This is a genomic window from Parasaccharibacter sp. TMW 2.1888 (genome assembly GCF_023167265.1).
Taxonomy (GTDB): Bacteria; Pseudomonadota; Alphaproteobacteria; order Acetobacterales; family Acetobacteraceae; genus Bombella; species Bombella apis.
Genome location: NZ_CP030979.1, coordinates 826,660 through 845,728, shown reverse-complemented (window position 1 = coordinate 845,728; position 19,069 = coordinate 826,660). Strand labels below are relative to the sequence as shown.

The following is a 19,069-nucleotide window of genomic DNA, read 5'->3' as shown; positions in this document are numbered from 1 at the left end:
CTTTCTTTACGGCGCAGTGTGACGGTCAGCCCATTCAATGAAGTGATGAACAGGAAAGGAAGATCATCATGTCCACACCAGAAAGCCGCCTTGCCGCACTGAACATCGAATTGCCCGTGGCGGCAGCCCCGGTTGCCAATTATCTGCCGGTCGTGCGGACGGGGAACCTGCTGGTCGTGTCGGGGCAGCTGCCTCTGGTGGATGGCAAGCTGCTGATTACCGGCAAACTGGGGGCCGAGGTCTCCAATCAGGCGGGGACGGCCTGTGCCCGGGCCTGTTTCATCAACATTCTGGCCCAGCTGAACACGGCCCTGAATGGTGATCTGTCCCGGGTGCGCCGTGTCGTGCGTCTTGGGGGCTTCATGGCCTGCACGCCGGACTTTACCGATCATGCTGCCGTGATGAACGGGGCGTCTGATCTGGCAGCGGAGGTTTTCGCCGGGGAAGTCGGGCAGCATGCCCGCTCCACCGTCGGGGTGCCCAGCCTGCCGCTGAATGCGCCGGTTGAGGTTGAGGCGATGTTTGAAGTCGTCTGATTGTCCGGTTGTCAGATATGAGGACGGGCCGTCCATCCCTGAGGGGGGCGGCCCGTATCATATTGGGGGGTTCTTTTTGGCTGGTTGCCTGTTATGGAGGAGGATCATCATCACCAGAAGCGTGCCGTGGTGGTGTGGCAATACTCTGTAAAAGGATGAATTGACGGATGAGTGATACAGTTCCTGATCGTCTCTCGATCTACCCGGACAGCCCGTACTTCAATGAGGAGATTCTGCTCCGTGGTATTGGGGTCCGCTTCAGGGGAGAAGAGAAGACCAATGTTGAGGAATATTGCATCAGTGAAGGCTGGATCCGTGTGTCCGTCGGGCGGACGCTGGACCGTCGTGGTCGGCCCATGACACTGAAGCTGACTGGCCCGGTTGAGGTGTGGTTCAAGGACAAGGCCGATGCCTGAGCTAGGCAGGTGCGGATGACGGGAGGGGCGGAACCGTGAAAGAGGCTGATGCTGCCATGCCTGTGGGGGATGCCGGACACGGTGCCGTCACAGTGCCGGAAAGGGCGAGCTTCTGGTTCCGCCGGTTTCTGGCGTTCGTGGGGCCGGGCTACATGGTGGCCGTGGGGTACATGGACCCCGGCAACTGGGCGACCGACCTCCAGGGCGGGGCCCAGTTCGGTTATCGGCTGCTGTCCGTCATTCTGCTGGCCAACATCATGGCCGTCCTGCTTCAGGCCCTTGCCGCCCGGCTGGGGATCGTCACGGGGAAAGACCTTGCACAGGCCTGCCGGGACTGGCTGCCCCGGGGGCTGAGCCTGCCTCTCTGGTTGACCTGTGAACTGGCCATCATCGCCTGTGATCTGGCGGAGGTCATCGGCACGGCTGTGGCCCTGAATCTGCTGTTCGGCATCTCCATCATGGCCGGAACGCTGATTTCCGTGCTGGACGTGTTCATTGTCCTGCTGCTCATGCGGCGGGGCATGAGAGCGTTGGAAGCTTTCGTCATCACCCTGCTGGGGATCATTGCTGTCTGTTTTGGTGTGCAGCTTGTCGCAGCGGCCCCGCCTGTTGGAGCGGTGCTGAAAGGGTTTCTCCCCTCGTCAGAGGTTTTTACCAATCCGGGTATGCTCTATGTGGCCATAGGCATCATCGGGGCGACTGTCATGCCCCACAACCTTTATCTTCATTCTTCGCTGGTCAAAAGCCGTACCTATACCCGCACGGATGAAGGGCGGGAGGATGCGCTGCGCTGGGCTACATGGGACAGTACACTGGCCCTGACGCTTGCCCTCTTCATCAATGCAGCCATCCTGATCGTGGCAGCAGCGGCGTTCCATGGCACGGGGCATCAGGACGTGGCGGAGATCAGCGATGCGTGGAAGCTCCTCTCCCCCGTGCTGGGGTTCGGGCTGGCCTCCACACTGTTTGCCGTAGCCCTGCTTGCTGCGGGTACCAACTCCACCGTGACGGGGACGCTGGCCGGGCAGATTGTCATGGAAGGCTTCCTGCATCTTCGTCTGCCCTACTGGGCACGGCGTCTGCTGACCCGGGGGCTGGCTGTTCTGCCCGTCATTGTCGTGATCGCCATTTTCGGGCAGGGCAAGGTGGGTGACCTGCTGGTGTTCAGTCAGGTCGTGCTGTCCATGCAGCTGCCTTTCGCCATGGTTCCGCTGGTCTGGTTCGTGTCCAGCCGGAAGCATATGGGGCGATTCCATCTTTCCCCTCTTCTGGCTGTGCTGTCCTGGCTGGTTGTGCTGGTGATTGTCGGACTGAACATCAAGCTGCTGGGAGATGCCCTTTTCTGAAGCGTGTCAGCAGGGTGTGCATTTCGGGGGCAGATAATGGAAGCTGCGGTCGAACCATGTCAGACCGTGACCAGCTCCGTCTTTGACGGTGATGGTATGCACACGGCAGATCAGCACGTCATGTGTGCCGATGCTGTGGGTATCGTCTATCGTACAGTCGAGCGTGGCAAGGGCACCATCCAGAAGCGGTGAGCCAAGCGGACCAGTCTGCCATGTTCCGTAACCGAAACGGTCTGTAGAAGAAAGGGTGCTGTTGGCGAAAGCGCAGGCAAGAGTGTCATGCCCCTTGCCGAGAATGCTGATGCCCAGCCTGCCATTTTCCAGAAAGGCCCTATGGGACTGGTTGCTGCGGTTCAGGCAGACCAGAACGGTGGGAGGCGTGTCCGTCACGCTGGTAATGGCAGAGACAGTCAGCCCATGCCGGCCTGCTGGACCATCAGTCGTGACAAGAACGACAGGGGAGCCAAGGCGGCTCATGGCGTTGCGAAAGACAGCCTGCATGGCGGGACCTTCTGGTAGTGATAAAACAGGACCAATGAAGGACTGATTATGGACTCATTGTCACAGGGATGCAAATGCCATTCCCGAGAGGTGGGAACGCAGATCGCCCCTGCGTGGCATCACGGCAGGGGCGATCTGGGAAAGGGCGTGTGACGCCGGTGCTCAGTAGGTCAGTGTCAGGGAGGACTGATAGTAGGTTGCGTCGCGGGCACCAACCTGATGCATGGCATGGGAGGTGAGGAAGCGGACGACGTGGTGATCCCATGTCAGATGCGGGCCGAGGCGCAGGCTGGCGGCCATCTGCGGAGCAATGCCGACAAAGGAATCATGATTGTAGGAGTTGAACATGCCGGAGGTGAACTGCCGCTGGAAGATGTTGCGGCCATAGATGGAATAGGTGTCATCCCCTGTGCTGTAACGCCAGTAGATGGGCAGCTTCAGCTGGAAGGTCAGGTAGCTGGTGGGTGAGAAGCTGGCCTTGGGGGCGAAGTCGATCAGGTTCTGGCCGGTCAGGTAGTTGGTCGGGTCCAGATAGTTGGTGTTCACACCAAAGGGCTCGATGTAGGTGTTCACGCTGCCGGTCGTTCCACGGGCACCACCGCCGGAATAGGCATCACCCTGCACACCAATGGTCGGATGCCACATGACATGGCGGAAGTGGTAATCCACCGTACCGTTCATGGACCAGGCATTCACGTTGCGGTTCATGCGGTCATAATGGTTGGCCCTGTTGTAGGACTGGTAGAACGTGCCCTGCTGGTAGGCCCCGCCGAAAGAGAAGCTGATGGGACCGGCCTCACCATGCCAGCGCAGGCCGAAATTGTTGCGCTTCGTGTGGCCGAGGGCGGAGGCGTTGTACATCACGGTCTGCTGGGCAGGGCCGCCATTTATTTCATAACCGTAATAGAAAAGGTTGATGAAAGAATAGCCCTTCTCGCCGAGAAAGTGGAAGTCAGGCGGAGCGATGGTGACATTGGCCCCGTACAGCCGTGTCTTGTAATCCAGCGTGTCGTGGAAGAGGGAATTGCCGCCACGGAAGCTGTCCGTATGGTTGTTTTTTGTGTTGATGAAGTAGAAGCCGTCAAAACGGACCCGGTTCCAGTGTTCATAGATGCGGAAACCATCCCAGCTGAGCGGTACGTTCAGCACGTCACGGTTGCCGATCATGTAATCCGGGGCATCCAGGAACTGCTGGCGACCGAAAATGAAGCCGCCATGCCCCCCCGCAGCCTTGCCGCTGAGTTCCACAAAAGCCTGTTGCAGGTCCAGGTTTTTGCGGAACGTACCGTCATAGCTGTATCCACGCCACCCGCCAGCATCGGCATTGATGAGCTGGCCGAAGAAGCGCACGTGCTGGCCGAGATGCAGGTCGGCACTCCAGAGGTTGCGGACGGCAAAGCGGCCTGAATTGAAGGGCCGTGCCTTCATGGAGGTGGTGGGGTCGATGGCCGCACCGAAAACGGGGCGTTTGTCATACCAGTTGTTGAGGCGTGTTTCCCCAGCCAGGCTGAGCCAGATGGACCCGCTGTCATTCAGCTTCATGTGTTTGTAGGAATCGAAGGGATCGTCCCTGTCGCAGATGCCTTTCCCGGGGGCACTGATGCTGTCCATCCCGGCGGGTGTGCCATACTGGGAGACCGGGCCGAAGCCCGTCTCGCTGCCATCGCCCCGTGCCCAGACGCCGTAGGGGTTGGGGGTGGTTTTTCCGTCATCCTTGGGGCAACCACCGGGAACCGTGTGCATGATGCGGTCCAGAATGCTGCGCTGTTGTGGTGCATCCAGTGTGGAGGTTTCAGCATGAGCGGAGGAAAAAGCAGTGCCGAAACCTGTTGCCAGAAGTGTGGTACATAGGATGGTGCGGGAGAGGGAGAAATGTCTCATTGTCTTCTGTCAGGCTCGTCTGTGAATTGCTGAGCGGAAGAAGACGGGAAAAAATGCCCCTCAACATTGATTTAGGGCAAGAATGTGCAAAAGGTTCTTACAGAATAAACCTTTTACAATAACATGAAAAACCTTTCAGACGGAAAAAACGGACCTGCTCCATCCGTGGTTTTTTCTTGAGATTATCATTATAAAACAGTGGATTATTCTTTGATGTTGATCAGATGTCCTGCCCTGAAAAAGAAGGGTAGGGGGAAATTTTATTACCTATTTATTTATAGGATTTCCTTTTCTCTGTGATTTTCATATAAGATGCACTTGACTTTTTTCACGGAACGGTGAGCCCCTGACATCTGCCAGCATGGGCAGGTGTCAGGGATGATCCAGCAGAAGGTGAGGATGTTCACCTTTCAGCCGGTCAGTCTTTTGTCGTTCGGTGGCGTGGCAGCAGGGCCGGGATGAACAGAAGGGTGCAGACCAGCGTACAGCCAAGAGAGAGCAGCAGCAGCCGGCCCATGCTGGCTGTCCCCGGATGGGCTGAAGCTGCCAGTGAGCCGAAGGCGGAGCCGGTTGTCAGGGCAGAAAACAGCACGGCCCGGGCTGTTGGGGATGAAAGCTGGTTCTGAAGGCCCGCACGCCAGTTCATGACAAAATAGATGTTGAAGGAAACACCAACGCCCAGCAGCAGCGGCAGGGCGATGATGTTGGCGTAATTGAGCTGCTCCGGCACCGTGATGATCAGAATGACGGTCAGCAGGGAGGAAAGCAGCAGCGGAAGCAGGACAAGCAGCGTATCCAGCAGGCGGCGCAGCGTGGCGAAGAGGATCAGCGCAATGGCCACGATGGCACACAGGGCCGCCGTGATGAAGGCGTGTGTGATGGTCTGCGCACTGGCGATGATCTCCAGCGCAGGGCCGCAGATGTCCGGGGTTACGCTTTCCAGCTCATGCACGAAATGGTGGAGTGTTTTCGTTTCGGACATGCGCCCATTGGGGTGGATGATCAGCCGGTAAGCCCCTGTGGAGGCAATATAGTCGCTGCGTATGTCTTTGGGGATGGTATCAAGGGTGATGGGGGACGGGGCGAGCAGTGCCTTCAGCTGGCTCAGCTCTCCCGGCAGGAAGCGTGTCAGGGCTTCATTGGTGGCCATCAGCGTGGCATCGGGTGCTGTGGAGAGGTGTTCCAGCGCTGCATGAAGGGCTTTCAGGGAAGGGGAAAGCCTGTCATCCAGCCCATCAAAATCATGTGCCGCTTTGAGAGCTGCTGCCCGGAGGTCCGCTGCCGAGGGGGGCGGTGCCGGATGGGCAACGGAAAGCGTGGGCAGCAGGATGTCGGCAGCTTCATGAATCAGCTGGAGTTTCGTTTCCTGATCGTCCGGGACCAGAGCTCCCAGCCAGAGAACATCATGCACGCTGTCCAGCTTGCCAAGAGCGGCGGCCAGCCGGCCTGCCGTTGTCGTGTCGGGGACAAGCACCTGGGCATTGTAGGGTGTGGTGAGAGGGTTCTCCTCAAGCAGGCTCAGGGCCTTCATGCCTTCCGTATTGGGATTTTTGGTATGGAGCGGGTCGGCATCAAACATGAGGGATGGCGCCAGCCCGGCTCCGATGAGCCCCAGCACGGCAAAGATGGCCAGCACGGGCAGGCGGAAACGGTGCAGGGCCCTGTCCAGTGGTTCAAGACAGGTGAATCCCCGGAGGTTGTCCCCCGGCATGGCCTGGAAGAATCGCAGCAGGGCAGGCAGCAGCGTCAGCGTGCAGATGAAAGCGATCACCATGCCGCCACCGGCAATCAGCCCCAGCTGGGCCACGCCGACAAAATTGGTGGGCGTGAAGGCAAGAAAGCCCGCTGCGGTGGCCAGAGAGGCAACAAATATTTGGCCGCCACTTTCCAGGCCTGTGCGGTCCAGTGCGGCGAGGGGGGAGAGAGGCCGCCCCTGTTCATCCTTCTGGCAGCGGAAACGCACGCCGAACTGGATGGCAAAATCCACGGCAATGCCGACAAACAGGATGGCAAAGGCCACGGAGATCATGTTGAGGGTACCAACGGCCAGTGTGGCAAAGCCGGTTGTCAGCAGCAGCCCGATGATGAGCGTGAGGAGGATGGGAATGACCACCCGCAGCGAGCGGACGGCCAGCAGGAGCCAGAGCGTGACAAGGGCGAGGGAGATGAACAGCCCGATGATCATGCCCTGGGCCACGGTGGAGAATTCCTCATCACTCAGCTTGGCTTCTCCGGTGATGAGCGCATGGGCCCGACCAGCCTTTACAGTAGGCAGGCTGTCCAGTGCGGTCCGCATGGCCACCGTAGCGGCTTCGGACGGTTCGAAGGAGGTGAAGTCAGGTTTCGGGTGGGTGACGACAAACTGGTAATGGCTGCCTAGGTCGCTCAGGCCACCGGCCAGCAGCTTTTCCCATGAAAGAGGAACAGCATGGCCAGCAAGACCATCGTTGAGGGTCCGTGTCAGGCCATCAAGAGCGGTATTGAAACTGGCAGGGATGGGCTGATTGCTGCGTATGGCCGTGGCCATGAGGCTGAATGTGCCAAACAGCCCACGGGCCGAGGGGTCTGCTGCCAACATGCCAAGGAAGGGCTGGGCAGCAATGGTGGAATCCATCAGCGGTTCCAGCTGCTTCGTATCGATGAAGAGGAAGGCATTCCGGGTGTAGAAAGGGTTGGCATCCGGCTGGTCCACTCGGTCGAAATGGGTCGTGTCCCGGGAAAGGACAGCCGTAAGGGCATTGGCGGTTTCCCGGCCTTCTTCTGGCGTGGCAGCGCTGATGATGGCGACGAGGGTGTTCTTCTCGCCGGGGAAGAGGCTCTCTATCTGACGGTTTTTCTGCTTCCATGGCAGCGTGTCGGCAAACAGCCTGTCCGTCTCTGTCGTGATGCCCAGCTGGGTCATGCTCAGCCAGGCTGATCCCACGCAGAGGAGCATGAAGATGGTCAGGACAAGGGTGACATGACGGCCGCAGAACGCATTGAGGCGGCTTGTCAGAGTGGAAAGCATGGGGAAATCTGACCTCTTTGTGACCGTGCAGGCACCCTGCATATAACAGAAAGGCCGGGGCCAGAAGGCGTCTCGGCCGGACCGGAAGGAACCTGGCAGGGCAGCCGGGAGGCCCCTGCCGGGACGCATGACGGATGGCGTTTTCTGGCCATTCGGGGCGGAGGGACCATCCCTGCGGATACCATGCGCACAGGAATTACTAGCCTGAAGGGGGGCTTTTTTCTATCCCCTGCATGAGGTGGCGAGGGAATGAAGGGGAGGGCTCATGGCTGCCCGGTCCGTGGTGGTGTTCTTGTGCCCGTGCAGGCTTTCTGGCTGACAGCAGGAGTATTCTGCGGCAGAATGGGCGGCATGACCTGGACATTGGACGGCATTGCCGAGCATGAAAGCATCATCCGCCATAGCGTGTTCCGGACTCTGGCCGCCCCTGTGGAGGACGAGGCAGGAGCGATGGCCTTTCTGGCAGAGGTGGCCGTGCCGGATGCCACCCATAACTGCTGGGCCTTCCGTGTGGGAGGGCGGTATCGTGTCAGTGACGATGGCGAGCCATCCGGTACGGCGGGCCGTCCGATTCTTTCAGCCATAGAAGGGCAGGACTTTGACGGGGTCATGGTGGTCGTGACCCGCTGGTTTGGGGGCATCAAGCTGGGGGCCGGTGGTCTGGTCCGGGCCTATGGCGGTGCGGCAGCGGCCTGCCTGCGGGAGGCCGCCAGGATCGAGCGGGTGGAGCGTGTCCGCCTTGGCTTTCATTGCCCCTTTCCCGTTTTTGCTGAGGTGGAAGCCAAACTGCCGGGCTGGAATGTGGAAACACGGCGCTGCGATTTTGGAGCGGCTGGTGCCACGATGGAGCTGGCTGTCCCCGTGCAGGAGCGCATGGCCGTGGAGGCCTGGTTGCGGGACCTGACACGGGGGCAGGAACCCGTCCGGGTGCTGGACGGGGAGCCGGAAGGGTAAGAGACGGGGCTTCTGCTTTCGCTCCCGTTTCTGTCAGTTTTTCTTTCTGTCCTGCCGTTTGAGCTCTTCCGGTGAGGGGCCGGTGGCTTCAGGTGCCGTGTAGCGGGGAACACGCCCGTGATGGCCGAAATTGACGATCCGGGCCTCTTTCAGCCCATGCATGGAGAAGAGCATGCGGGCAAGCTGGAGTGCCAGTGCAGAGCCAATGAAGGGGCCGACAAGATAGATCCACACACCATGCAGGTTATGGGCCAGTGTATCGGGGGCCAGTGTCCGCATGAAATTCGTGCTGTTGCCGGAGAACCCGGCAATCAACGGGTTGGTGACGGCAAAATAGAAGGCGCAGATCCATGTCGTCAGATGCTGCAATTTCGGGCGTGAGGCCGTGAAATAGATGATCATGATCAGTCCCGCCGTGGCGATGGCTTCCATCAGGGCGGCAAGGCCGAGGCCGTAATTGCTGGAAGGGAATGTTCCGGCATAATTGATCTGGCTGACCATGGGCTGCCAGAAAGGCAGCAGCAGGCTGATCCCCAGGCAGGAAATGAGTGTCCCGCTGAAGGCCCCGACAAGTTGTGCCCCGAGATAACCCAGCGCATCTGGCCAACGGATTTTCTTCGTCAGGAAGAAGGCCAGCGTCACGGAGGGGTTGAGATGTGCACCGCTGACCTTGCCGAAGGGGGACAGTGTGGCGACTGTCCCTGCCAGCCCGAAGAACAGGCCGATCAGGACAGAGCGGATGATGGGATGCGGGGCCAGCATGGCCGCAAAGGGGGACCGGTCTGACGCCAGGATGGTGGTCGTGCTGATGCCGATGGTCAGCATGATGGCCGTGGCGATGGCCTCCATGGCATACAGTTTCCAGTGGAGGGGCTGGTCAGGGTGAGGTTTGCCAGCCAAGGGGCGGTCCACCAGTTCCCGGTGGGAAAACCGGATATGAGGCAGGTGGATATGGGGAAAGCGGACGTGGTGGGCGGCAAAACGCTTTTTATCGTCCGGCTGCGGAGGGGGAGAAGAGATGGTCATGCGGCCTCTCTTGTGAACAGATGGAGGAACTACCCATCATGTTTCAGAATTGCTGGCGGGCCGGTCAAGACAATAAAGATGATTTAATCTTTTCCAGCTGGGGAAAAGCGGCGGACGAGGTCGCTCAGATGTCCCGTTTCAGCAATGGTGAGGGCGTGAGGGGCTTTGGGGCGGGCGTTGGCGGTGCCTACATGGCGGGGGATGACTGCCTGCCGGAAGCCCAGCTTGGCAATTTCTTTCAGCCTGATGCCTGTCTGGCTGACCTGCCGGACTTCTCCGGAAAGACCGATCTCGCCAAAATAGGCTTCATCAGGGGCAGTGGGCTGGCCCGTGGCGGCGGAGATCAGGGCTGCGGCTACGGCAAGGTCGGCAGCCGGTTCGGTGACCTTCAGCCCGCCGGTGATGTTGAGGTGGACATCCAGGCTGCCTAGTTTCAGTCCGCAGCGCGCCTCCAGCACGGCCAGAACCATGTTCAGTCGGGAGCTGTCCCAGCCCAGTACGGCACGGCGGGCGGCTCCATCACCACTTTTGGCAGAAAGCAGGACCTGCACCTCCAGCAGGATGGGGCGTGTTCCCTCCAGCCCGGCAAAAACGGCAGAACCGGCAATATTGCCATGCCGTTCGGCCAGAAACAGGGCGGAAGGGTTGGGTACTTCCCGCAGGCCGGTATCGGTCATGGCGAAGACGCCGATCTCGTCCGTGGCTCCGAAACGGTTCTTGGCTGCCCGGAGAATGCGGAATTGATGGCCCCGGTCACCTTCAAAATACAGCACGGCATCGACCATATGTTCCAGCACACGGGGGCCGGCAAGGGCTCCTTCTTTCGTGACATGGCCGATGAGAATGAGGACAAACCCCAGTGTCTTGGCCAGACGGATCAGCTCGAAGGCACAGCTGCGGACCTGCGAGACCGAGCCGGGGGCACTGGCCACGCCTTCCAGCCACATGGTCTGGATGGAGTCGATGACGACGACCTGAAAAGCCCGTCTTTCTTCCAGCGAGGCCGTGATGTCATTGACATTGATGGAGGCGGCCAGCTCCAGCTGGTCCAGCGCCTTGGGGTCACGGTCCAGTTCCAGCCGCCGTGCCCGCAGGCGGATCTGGTCGATGGCCTCTTCCCCGGAGACATAGAGGACATTGTGCTGCGCTCTGGCGAGAGCGCAGGTCATCTGGAGCATGAGGGTGGATTTGCCGATGCCCGGGTCTCCGCCCACCAGCACGACCGAGCCGGGCACAAGCCCGCTGCCCAGCACCCGGTTCAGCTCCGCCATGTTCGTGTCCAGCCGGGCCGGAGGGGTGGCCTTGCCATCCAGCCGTGTCGTTTTCAGGCCCGCACCTTTTCGTGTGGTGGCGCTACGGCTGGGGGTGGCGGTTCTGGTTTCTTCCTCCAGAGTGTTCCACTCGCCGCACTGTTCGCAGCGGCCTGTCCATTTGGGGTATTGGGCCTGGCAGTTCTGGCAGACGAACAGGCTGGCAGGTTTCCGGGCCATGTCAGCGTTTTTCCGCAGGGTTGGCCGTCATGCCACTGGTGGGGATCGGGCCGTCCAGCCGCCCGTGGGTGAACTGATCGACAATCGGATTGCCACTGTGCATCAGCGTATTGGCCGGTCCCTGCCAGATGATCTTCCCCCCGTAGAGCATGGCGGCATGGTCGCCGATGCGGGTGACGGAGGTCATGTCATGGGTGATGGTCAGCGCCGTGGCCCCCCGCTGGGTGACGCAGCTGCTGATGAGACCATCGATTACGGCGGACATGATGGGGTCCAGCCCGGTCGTGGGTTCATCGAAGAAGAGGATGTCCGGTTGTCCGGCCAGGGCACGGGCCAGTCCGACACGTTTCTGCATGCCGCCGGAGAGCTCCGCCGGGTTGAGCGGAGCCACATGCGGTCCCAGCCCGACCTGTTCCAGCAGGCGCAGGGCTTCCTTCTCCTGCGTGGCCCGATCACGGCGCCGGCCATGGCTCTTGGCAGTGAGACCGAAAAGGACGTTGTCCATCACGCTCATGCTGTCAAACAGCGCAGCATTCTGGAACAGCATTCCGATCCGTTTCAGCAGGGTTCCACGTCGGCTGCGCGAGGCACCGATGATGTTCTCGCCATCAATCTCGATGGTGCCTTCATCAGGCTCGATCAATCCCAGGATGCAGCGTAACAGCAGGGATTTTCCGTTGCCGGATCCTCCGATGATGACTGTGGATTTCCCGGCTGGCACATCCAGATCAATCCCGTTGAGGATTGTCCGGTCTCCGAAGGATTTTCTCAGGCCACGGATGCGGAGGCGGGGCTGGCCAGACGGTGCTGCCGTCTGGGAAGAGGAGGAAGACGTCATCATGCGGTAAAGAAGAGATCCGTCAGCAGGTAGTCAAAGGCGAGAATCAGGATGGAGGAGGCGACGACGGTTGCTGTCGCCGCCCGGCCGACACCCTCGGCTCCACCCCGGCTGTTGTAGCCTTCGTAACAGCCCAGCAGGGTGATGAGAAATCCAAAGACAGCCGCCTTCAGCAGTCCGACCAGTACGTCATGGCTGTGCAGGGAGGCATGGGTGGCATGAATGTAGAGTGCGGGGCTGAAGCCAAGCTTCCCCACTGCAACGATGAAGCCCCCGGCAACGCCCAGGATGTCGGCGATCAGGACGAGGAACGGCAGGGCCAGGATACCTGCCACCAGGCGGGGCGTGACGAGATATTTGATTGGATCGGTTGCCAGTGTGTTCAGGGCGTCAATCTGGTCTGTGACCCTCATGGAGCCGATCTGTGCCGCAATGGCTGCCCCGATGCGGCCAGCCACCATGAGGCCTGCCAGAACTGGCCCCAGCTCTTTCGTGATGGACATGACCACGATGCCACCAACGGCATTCTGGGCATGGTACTGGCTGAAGCCGCTATAGGACTGCAAAGCGATGACAGCACCGGAAAATATGGCTGTCAGGGCCACGACAGGTAGCGAGAGAAAGCCGATCTCGACCAGGCAGGACAGAATGACCTGCCCGTAAACGGGCAGGCGGAAAATGCCTCCCAGCCCCCGCAGGGCGAACAGGCTGAGGGCCCCGGCATGGTGCAGGCCTCCCAGTATGCCACGGCCAAGAAAGATGAAGGGAAGGGATAGAGCTCTCACACGGTCTGCCTTTGTTCTCTGCCGGTCACCGCGATGGTGTGTTCTGCGGCCCTGCCGGGGTGCCTGCCTGCGGCGCCTGTGGGGCAGGCTGGGATGTAGCTGATGCCGGTGGTGCGGGGGTGGGGGCCTGTGGAACGGGGCTGGACGCAGGGGGTGTTGCTGCCGGTGTGGCGGGGGGCGCAACAGCGGGCACTGCGGGCCGGACGGGTGTCCCCGCCGTCTGTCCGGCTGCTGTTCCAGCAGGAGGGGTGGATGTTCCGGCAGCCTGCTTCGGTACATGGGGAACGGCAGGATTGTTCAGCCCCTGTGCCTGGCCATCCGGCTGGGGGGGCTGGGCGGCAGGTGCCGGTCCTGCGGCCTGTTTTGCCGGGGTGGCCTCTGGCGGGCTGGCGTGGGTGATGTGCTTTGTTCCCCCATCCTGCACGGTGCCTGTCACCTTGCTGAGCGTGACGCTGGCAGCATCGCTGGTGGTGATGCTGGCATTGTTGACCGTGGCCATGATGGAGGCATCTGCCTGCTGGGAGGCATTCAGTGTCAGGCTGTCAATCTGCCCTTCGGTAATGGAAAGATGGCTGCTGTCGGACATCTGGGCCGAAAAGGCGGAGAGAAGGGCGGTATCCACCTCAAGGTGGCTCCCCCCTGTGGCATTGAGCTGTGCTGCACGGTTCAGCTGGTGGATGTGGGCCTGTGTCGTGCCGGAGATGGACATGTCCAGCGATTCCACACGGTCCACCTGAAGGGATGCATCATCCAGATTGCTTTCCAGCGTGGTGAGTGTGCCACTGATGGTGATGTGGGCCTGTGGGCTGTCATGCAATGTCAGCGCCGTGTCGCTGGAGAGGTGCAGGGTCAGCCGTCCGCCCTTTGGGCAGTTGTGCAGGGCGAGGCGGATATGGCTTTCCGTCCCGTCCCGGGTTGTCTGGATATCCGGGGTGAGGCCGGTAGCCTCTTCGACCACCACGCTGTCTTTCAGGGCGGCATCAGCCCGGATATGGACCTGCGCACAGGGCACGCTGAGGTCCAGCTCGTCTGCATGGAGGGGAGTGCGCACATCGGCTGCCAGAGCGCTGCTGGCCATCAGGGTTCCACCCAGCATGGCACCAAGGCACATGCCGCGCCCGAGCAACAGGGAAAGACAGGTCTGGACGTTACGCATGTTCACTCAGGAACTCCCGGCTACAAGAGATGGCAGGATTGTACCGCCTGCGGAAATGGACAGGGCGCAGGCCCTGTCAGCCTGCCCCCGTTCATGATTCCGTCATTGATGGCTACCATTATAGGCAGCCTGACCGCATGAGGATAGCCCGCTTTATGGGCAGGTATGTGGCGGCAGGGGGGCGCTGCCCAGACAGTGATAATGGAAGCCGGCTTCCAGCCATTCATCTTTCCGCCATATCTGCCGGTAGTCCAGCACGAGCCTGCCACGCATCCGGGGGGCGAGCTGGTCCGGGGTGAGAGCGGCAAAGGTGGGCCATTCTGTCAGGACCAGCAGCATGTCAGCCCCCTCGGCGGCCTGAAGAGGGGTGGCGGTGTAGGTGATGCCTTTTGGCAGCAGGGTGCAGGCTGTCTCCATGCCCTGCGGGTCATGGGCCCGCAGCGTGGCACCGGCCTCGTGCAGCAGGGGGAGGATGGTCAGGGCTGGGGCCTGCCGCATGTCGTCCGTATGGGCCTTGAAGGTGAGCCCCAGTACGGCGATGGTACAGCGTGTGATGTCACCCCCGGCCAGAGCAAGGATGCGCTCGGCAAGGCGGCGTTTGCGGGCCTCATTGGCTGCGATGGTGGTTTCGATGAGCTGCGTGGGGGTTCCGGCCTGTCGTGCGGAGGTTGCCAGAGCCTGCGTATCCTTGGGGAAGCAGGAGCCACCATAGCCTGGCCCGGGTGTGAGAAAATGGGGGCCGATGCGGGGGTCCATCCCCATGCCACGGGTTACGTCGGCAATCTGGCCGCCTGTGGCTTCGCAGAGATCGGCCATTTCATTGGCGAAAGTGACCTTCATGGCGAGGAAGGCATTGGCGGCGTATTTTGTCAGTTCCGCACTTTCCAGCCCCATGAAGAGCAGACGGCCCTCTGGCCCGGACAGGGGGGCGTAAAGTGTTTCCAGCAGGGTGCGGGCGGTGGAGGGGGCCCCCAGCTGTTCTTCCAGCCCGATGATGACGCGGTCCGGCTGCATGAAGTCGGCAATGGCGTGGCCTTCCCGCAGGAATTCGGGATTGGAGGCGATGTGAAAGGTCAGGTCGGGCCGGGCCTGCCGCACGATGGCGGCGACCTGCCGCCCTGTCCCGACCGGGACGGTGGATTTCGTGACGATCAGCAGGCCGTCAGGGGCATGGGTGGCAATGGCCCGTGCGGCGGCATGGACGTAACTCAGGTCAGCATGGCCGCTGCCCCGGCGGGTGGGTGTTCCCACAGCGATGAAGACGGCCCGGCTTTTCTGGAGGGCGGTGGCCAGATCACCAGAAAAGGCCAGCCGTCCCGCCTGCCGCTGTGCGGCAACCAGCTCTTCAAGCCCGGGTTCATAGATGGGCATGGTTCCGGTTTTCAGGCGGTCCAGCCGTGCAGGATCATGCTCGATGACAGTTACATTCGCCCCGAAGGCCGCCAGGCAGGCCCCTGATACCAGCCCGACGTAACCGCCGCCAATCATGGTGATGTGCATGGGGTCTCCTTCGGGCTGGAAAGAATGGAACGATCATTCTGTTTCTGTCAGGTGCAGGCGGTGCTGGCTAGGGGAAACACATTACTCCTCAATTGAAGGGCTGGTAGCGGAGGGACATCAGGACCATGTCAGCGTCGCTTTTGGGTTTGCCCCCTACGCCGGAGAAGGCCTGCACATGGGTGTGGGAATACTGCCCCCCCACCAGCAGGGTGCCATAATCACCCTTGGCGGCCGTGTACCAGAAACCCCCGGTTGCCTGCGCCACTGTGCGGATGTTGCCGGAGGCAGCACAGTTGGTGGCGAGTTCTGTAAAGCAGCCCCGCATGTCGAAACCACGGTTGCCATAGCCGTAATGGCTGCCATCTTCATCAAAGGAACGGCGGCTGAGGACAGTTTCTGCCCCGGCATAGGAATAGAGTTTCAGGGTCTTGAGAGGGTTGCCATAGAGGCCGAGCAGCAGGCTGGCTTCCGGCAGAGGCGTGACGGCACCGTTACGCCCGTAGGTATAATCCGGCATGTTGGACGTGCCGTAGCGGCCTAGGCCCGTGCCGACAAGGCCGGAGGCCTGGAAATACAGTTTCCTGTTGATGAGGGGCAGGACCATGCCGCCCCCGCCTCCACCGGCGATGCGGGTATGGTTGCTTCCTCCTCCCAGCGTGCTGGTCCGGTCCCGGAAGAAGCGCATGACGCCAGTAAGTTCGTAATGGCCCCAGCCGGGGTCGGCAGCGATCTTGGCGATGAGGTCCGGTGCCGGGTCGGTCGTGTAGTAGGTGGAAGGGTTGTTGACGTTCGTGCCGGTCAGCCGGTCGGTCGTGGTGCAGTGTCTGGCAGCGTTGGAGCAGGGAGATACACCAGCCGGGATGGCACTGGGGTTTTCGATGGACAGGCCGGCAGCGTAACGTTCCTCCTTGCCGAAGGTTTTGACAGCACGGAACTGGGCGTTGCGTGTCCAGTTGAAGCCGGGGACGTATTGGGCCTCGATGACCATGGGGGTCTGTTCGTCACGGGCCAGCAGGCCCTTGTTGTAGAGCGTGATGAGAGACCAGCTCTGTCCACCCAGCAGGTACCAGCCATCTTCGTGGTTCTTCAGTTCACCATAAACGACACGGGCACGCAGGACGTAGGAGTTTGACTGGCGGGAGTTGGATGATGAGCCGGAACCCTGGAAATCCGTCTCCACATAGGCATCGGCTACCAGTTTCCGGGTCAGCATCCCTTCTGCCAGCAGGGCCAGCCGGCTCTGCCGCTCTGTCTGGTGGAATTCGCTCATGTGGGAGGCAGGCTGGTTATGCCAGGGAATGCCGTTATAGGCACTGGCAATATCGGCAGCACTGTTGCGGGAGCGCCAGACGCCTGCGGCCTCCAGATATCCCCCCAGAGTCAGGCGGATACCGCCAATCTGGAGCTGCCCCCGGCGCAGCGGGCTGTAAAGGTCTGGATGGGCGGGTGGAATGGCTGTCAGCTCGCCATAGGGGGTACTGGCCGTGCGGGAAGGGGTCAGGATGGCATTGTCACCAAGGCCGAATACATCGTCATGCCTGGTCCGGGAGGACGCCAGATGCCCCGCCGCGGCTGCCGAGCCAAGCAGCCTTTCCCGGGGGGCATAAGGGTCGGCCTCAATCAGTTCTCTCTGGCGGGCCAGTTCAGCACGGACACGCCGATTCTCGGCAGCCTGTTTCTGCTTCATGGCTTCGAGCTGGGCCTGCATGGCGTGTATCTGTTTTTCCATCAGGGCAATTGCATCATTGGTGCCGGCGGCATGGGCAGATGATGCGAAGTGTGATGCACTGTATGACAGAAATATTACTGTCATAAAACTGTAATGAAAGGGATTTATATTACATTTTTTTGTCAGTTTCACGAAAATCTCCCGCAGTCATCACATGCCTTCATGTCTATTTACTCATTTTTTTGTGTCAAAAAAGACTTTTCTTTGTCTTGTGGTATATTTTTATTGTCTGAAGCGTCGGCGAAGCTATAACGGCAGACAGGTGATCATTGCGTGTGCCGAGGGATTTATGCGTCCGACAGATAAACGTCTTCTCCGCTGGAAGAACTGCGGCAGGGCCTTCATGCTGGTGCTGTCCATTTCGTCAGCCCTGGCCGGGGTGGCCCGTGCGGAGGATGTGGAGATAACGGGCGCAGGGTCCAGCTTTGCTGCCCCCATCTATCAGAGCTGGAGCGTTCCGGCGGGAGAACAGGCAGGGCTTCAGGTCAATTATCAGACGGTCGGTTCCAGCGCCGGGCAGGATCAGGTCGTGGAACGTACGGTGGATTTTGGAGCATCCGACAAGCCGATGAGCCCGAACCGTCTGGCAGAGACGCACCTCTACCAGTTTCCGACCGTCATGAGTGGTGTGGTGCTGGTGGTCAATCTGCCCGGTGTTCCCGCCGGGGCATTGCGGCTGGACGGTCCGACACTGGCGGCCCTGTATGATGGTCGCATCACGGATTGGGACGACCCCCGCATCCAGGCTCTCAATCCCGGGGTGACGTTGCCGGATATGGGAGTTGTGGCCGTGCATCGGGCCGATGGTGCCGGGACGACCTATGTGTTCACATCCTACCTTTCCCGGACATCACCGGAGTGGGAGGCCCGTATCGGCGCAGGGACCCTTGTGGAGTGGGCTGGCGGTGCTGGAGCACGGGGCAATGACGGCATTGCCGCCCTTGTCCGTCAGACGGAAGGGAGCATCGGCTATGTGGAATATGCCTACGCCGCACAGAACCATCTGGGCATCGTGCAGATGAAGAATCATGATGGGCGGTTCGTGCTGCCATCCCTGAAGGGCTTCATTGACGCTGCCTCCGCAGCGGAATGGAAAGCGGAGGACCATTTTGCCGTCAATCTGCTGGACCAGCCCGGGGCGGAGAGTTGGCCCATCGTGTCAGCCACCTATGTTCTGGTGCCGGAAGATGCCGTGGACCGGCCCGAGGGGCAGGGTGTGAAGCGCTTCTTCAGCTGGGGGTTTGCCCATGGGGCAAAGATCAATGCCCGGCTGGGCTATGTGGGGCTGCCAAGCTCGGTCAGTGATGCCGTTTTGCGTGGCTGGCCTTCGAGCGCAGCAGGGAAGTAAGCAGGGAGACCTGCCCTTCATGCCGCAGGCCATGCCAGCTGAGGAGCGTATCGGCCAGAAAGGCCAGCAGGGCTGCCACGGTGCAGCCCAGTGCAGTGCCGAAGAGGGCCAGCAGCCAGAGTGATGTCGTGGCATCTCCCAGTGAGCCGACAAAGAGGGCGATGGCCGCACCGCAGGTCATGGCCCCGCCCAGCCCGTTGAGGATAATGGCAAGGTCCAGCACGACAATGCGGCGTGTCAGGCGTTTCTGGCGGGTTTTCAGCCGTTGCGGCGTGTCGTAGCTGTACTGGTGGTCCTGTTCGGAAGGAGGGGCGGCCAGCAGACGGTTGACATTGTCCAGATGGTCCGAGACACGGGCCAGCCTTGTATTGAAGATGTTGATCAGCGTGCCGATGCCGGAGAGCATGAAGACGGGGGTCAGGGCCATCTGGATGATGTGGGCGGCGTCGTCGATATTGTTCATCTGGGTAAGAAAGGGCAGGGTGTTCAGCAGGGGCACGGTCATGACGGTTCTGGTGGTTGTACGCCGGGACAGTATGCCGGATGAAGTCCGCTC

16 protein-coding genes are annotated in these 19,069 nt (G+C 60.7%); 5 read left to right on the top strand and 11 right to left on the bottom strand.

Annotated features, from left to right (window positions below; all coding sequences use genetic code 11):
- Positions 1-65 precede the first annotated feature (65 nt).
- From DTQ13_RS03845 to DTQ13_RS03835, 3 genes are all read left to right on the top strand, one after another.
- Entirely contained in the window at positions 66-536 is a 471-nt protein-coding gene (locus DTQ13_RS03845; RefSeq protein ID WP_086431576.1) for a RidA family protein, read from the top strand.
- 167 nt (positions 537-703) lie between these two features.
- On the top strand, positions 704-952 hold the full coding sequence (locus DTQ13_RS03840) for a DUF3297 family protein (protein WP_043559024.1): 249 nt from the start codon (positions 704-706) through the stop codon (positions 950-952).
- 56 nt (positions 953-1,008) lie between these two features.
- On the top strand, positions 1,009-2,298 hold the full coding sequence (locus DTQ13_RS03835) for an Nramp family divalent metal transporter (RefSeq protein WP_081563321.1): 1,290 nt from the start codon (positions 1,009-1,011) through the stop codon (positions 2,296-2,298).
- A 6-nt stretch (positions 2,299-2,304) separates the two neighbouring features.
- On the opposite strand, the gene DTQ13_RS03830 is transcribed toward DTQ13_RS03835, so the two are convergent.
- The 3 genes from DTQ13_RS03830 to DTQ13_RS03820 all read right to left on the bottom strand — a co-directional run bounded on the left by DTQ13_RS03830 (position 2,305) and on the right by DTQ13_RS03820 (position 7,687).
- A complete protein-coding gene (locus tag DTQ13_RS03830; RefSeq protein ID WP_192848701.1) occupies positions 2,305-2,799 on the bottom strand; it encodes a flavin reductase in 495 nt (164 codons plus the stop codon).
- Between the two features lie 162 nt (positions 2,800-2,961).
- Positions 2,962-4,680 carry an alginate export family protein gene (locus DTQ13_RS03825; protein WP_248461153.1) on the bottom strand — a complete coding sequence of 573 codons (1,719 nt, stop codon included), beginning with the start codon at positions 4,678-4,680 and terminating at the stop codon, positions 2,962-2,964.
- Positions 4,681-5,098: 418 nt separating this feature from the next.
- Positions 5,099-7,687, bottom strand: coding sequence for an MMPL family transporter (locus DTQ13_RS03820; RefSeq protein ID WP_248461152.1), 2,589 nt, complete (start codon positions 7,685-7,687; stop codon positions 5,099-5,101).
- A gap of 342 nt (positions 7,688-8,029) precedes the next feature.
- Between DTQ13_RS03820 and DTQ13_RS03815 the strand changes: the two genes are divergently transcribed.
- The gene (locus DTQ13_RS03815; RefSeq protein ID WP_081563319.1) at positions 8,030-8,641 is read left to right on the top strand and encodes a YigZ family protein; all 612 of its coding nucleotides are present in this window, start codon (positions 8,030-8,032) and stop codon (positions 8,639-8,641) included.
- A gap of 33 nt (positions 8,642-8,674) precedes the next feature.
- Here the strand turns inward: DTQ13_RS03815 and DTQ13_RS03810 are convergent, their stop codons facing one another.
- The 7 genes from DTQ13_RS03810 to DTQ13_RS03780 form a co-directional block, all read right to left on the bottom strand.
- Positions 8,675-9,667 (bottom strand): MIP/aquaporin family protein, encoded by a 993-nt coding sequence (locus DTQ13_RS03810; protein ID WP_081562395.1) that lies wholly within the window; start codon positions 9,665-9,667, stop codon positions 8,675-8,677.
- A gap of 83 nt (positions 9,668-9,750) precedes the next feature.
- A complete protein-coding gene (gene radA / locus DTQ13_RS03805) occupies positions 9,751-11,157 on the bottom strand; it encodes a DNA repair protein RadA (protein ID WP_043559018.1) in 1,407 nt (468 codons plus the stop codon).
- Between the two features lies 1 nt (position 11,158).
- The gene (locus DTQ13_RS03800) at positions 11,159-11,995 is read right to left on the bottom strand and encodes an ABC transporter ATP-binding protein (protein ID WP_086431645.1); all 837 of its coding nucleotides are present in this window, start codon (positions 11,993-11,995) and stop codon (positions 11,159-11,161) included.
- Positions 11,995-12,780, bottom strand: coding sequence for an ABC transporter permease (locus DTQ13_RS03795; protein WP_043559016.1), 786 nt, complete (start codon positions 12,778-12,780; stop codon positions 11,995-11,997). The genes DTQ13_RS03800 and DTQ13_RS03795 overlap by 1 nt, the downstream gene beginning before the upstream one ends.
- 25 nt (positions 12,781-12,805) lie before the next feature.
- Positions 12,806-13,936 carry a hypothetical protein gene (locus DTQ13_RS03790; RefSeq protein ID WP_103765648.1) on the bottom strand — a complete coding sequence of 377 codons (1,131 nt, stop codon included), beginning with the start codon at positions 13,934-13,936 and terminating at the stop codon, positions 12,806-12,808.
- A 153-nt stretch (positions 13,937-14,089) separates the two neighbouring features.
- Entirely contained in the window at positions 14,090-15,436 is a 1,347-nt protein-coding gene (locus tag DTQ13_RS03785; RefSeq protein WP_193599748.1) for a UDP-glucose/GDP-mannose dehydrogenase family protein, read from the bottom strand.
- Between the two features lie 88 nt (positions 15,437-15,524).
- A complete protein-coding gene (locus DTQ13_RS03780) occupies positions 15,525-17,165 on the bottom strand; it encodes a hypothetical protein (protein WP_248461151.1) in 1,641 nt (546 codons plus the stop codon).
- A gap of 289 nt (positions 17,166-17,454) precedes the next feature.
- On the opposite strand from DTQ13_RS03780, the gene pstS reads away from it, so the two are divergent.
- Positions 17,455-18,513 carry a phosphate ABC transporter substrate-binding protein PstS gene (gene pstS / locus DTQ13_RS03775; RefSeq protein WP_408868380.1) on the top strand — a complete coding sequence of 353 codons (1,059 nt, stop codon included), beginning with the start codon at positions 17,455-17,457 and terminating at the stop codon, positions 18,511-18,513.
- On the opposite strand, the gene DTQ13_RS03770 is transcribed toward pstS, so the two are convergent.
- Positions 18,464-19,018 (bottom strand): DUF2721 domain-containing protein, encoded by a 555-nt coding sequence (locus DTQ13_RS03770; protein WP_227431483.1) that lies wholly within the window; start codon positions 19,016-19,018, stop codon positions 18,464-18,466. The genes pstS and DTQ13_RS03770 overlap by 50 nt on opposite strands.
- Positions 19,019-19,069 lie beyond the last annotated feature (51 nt).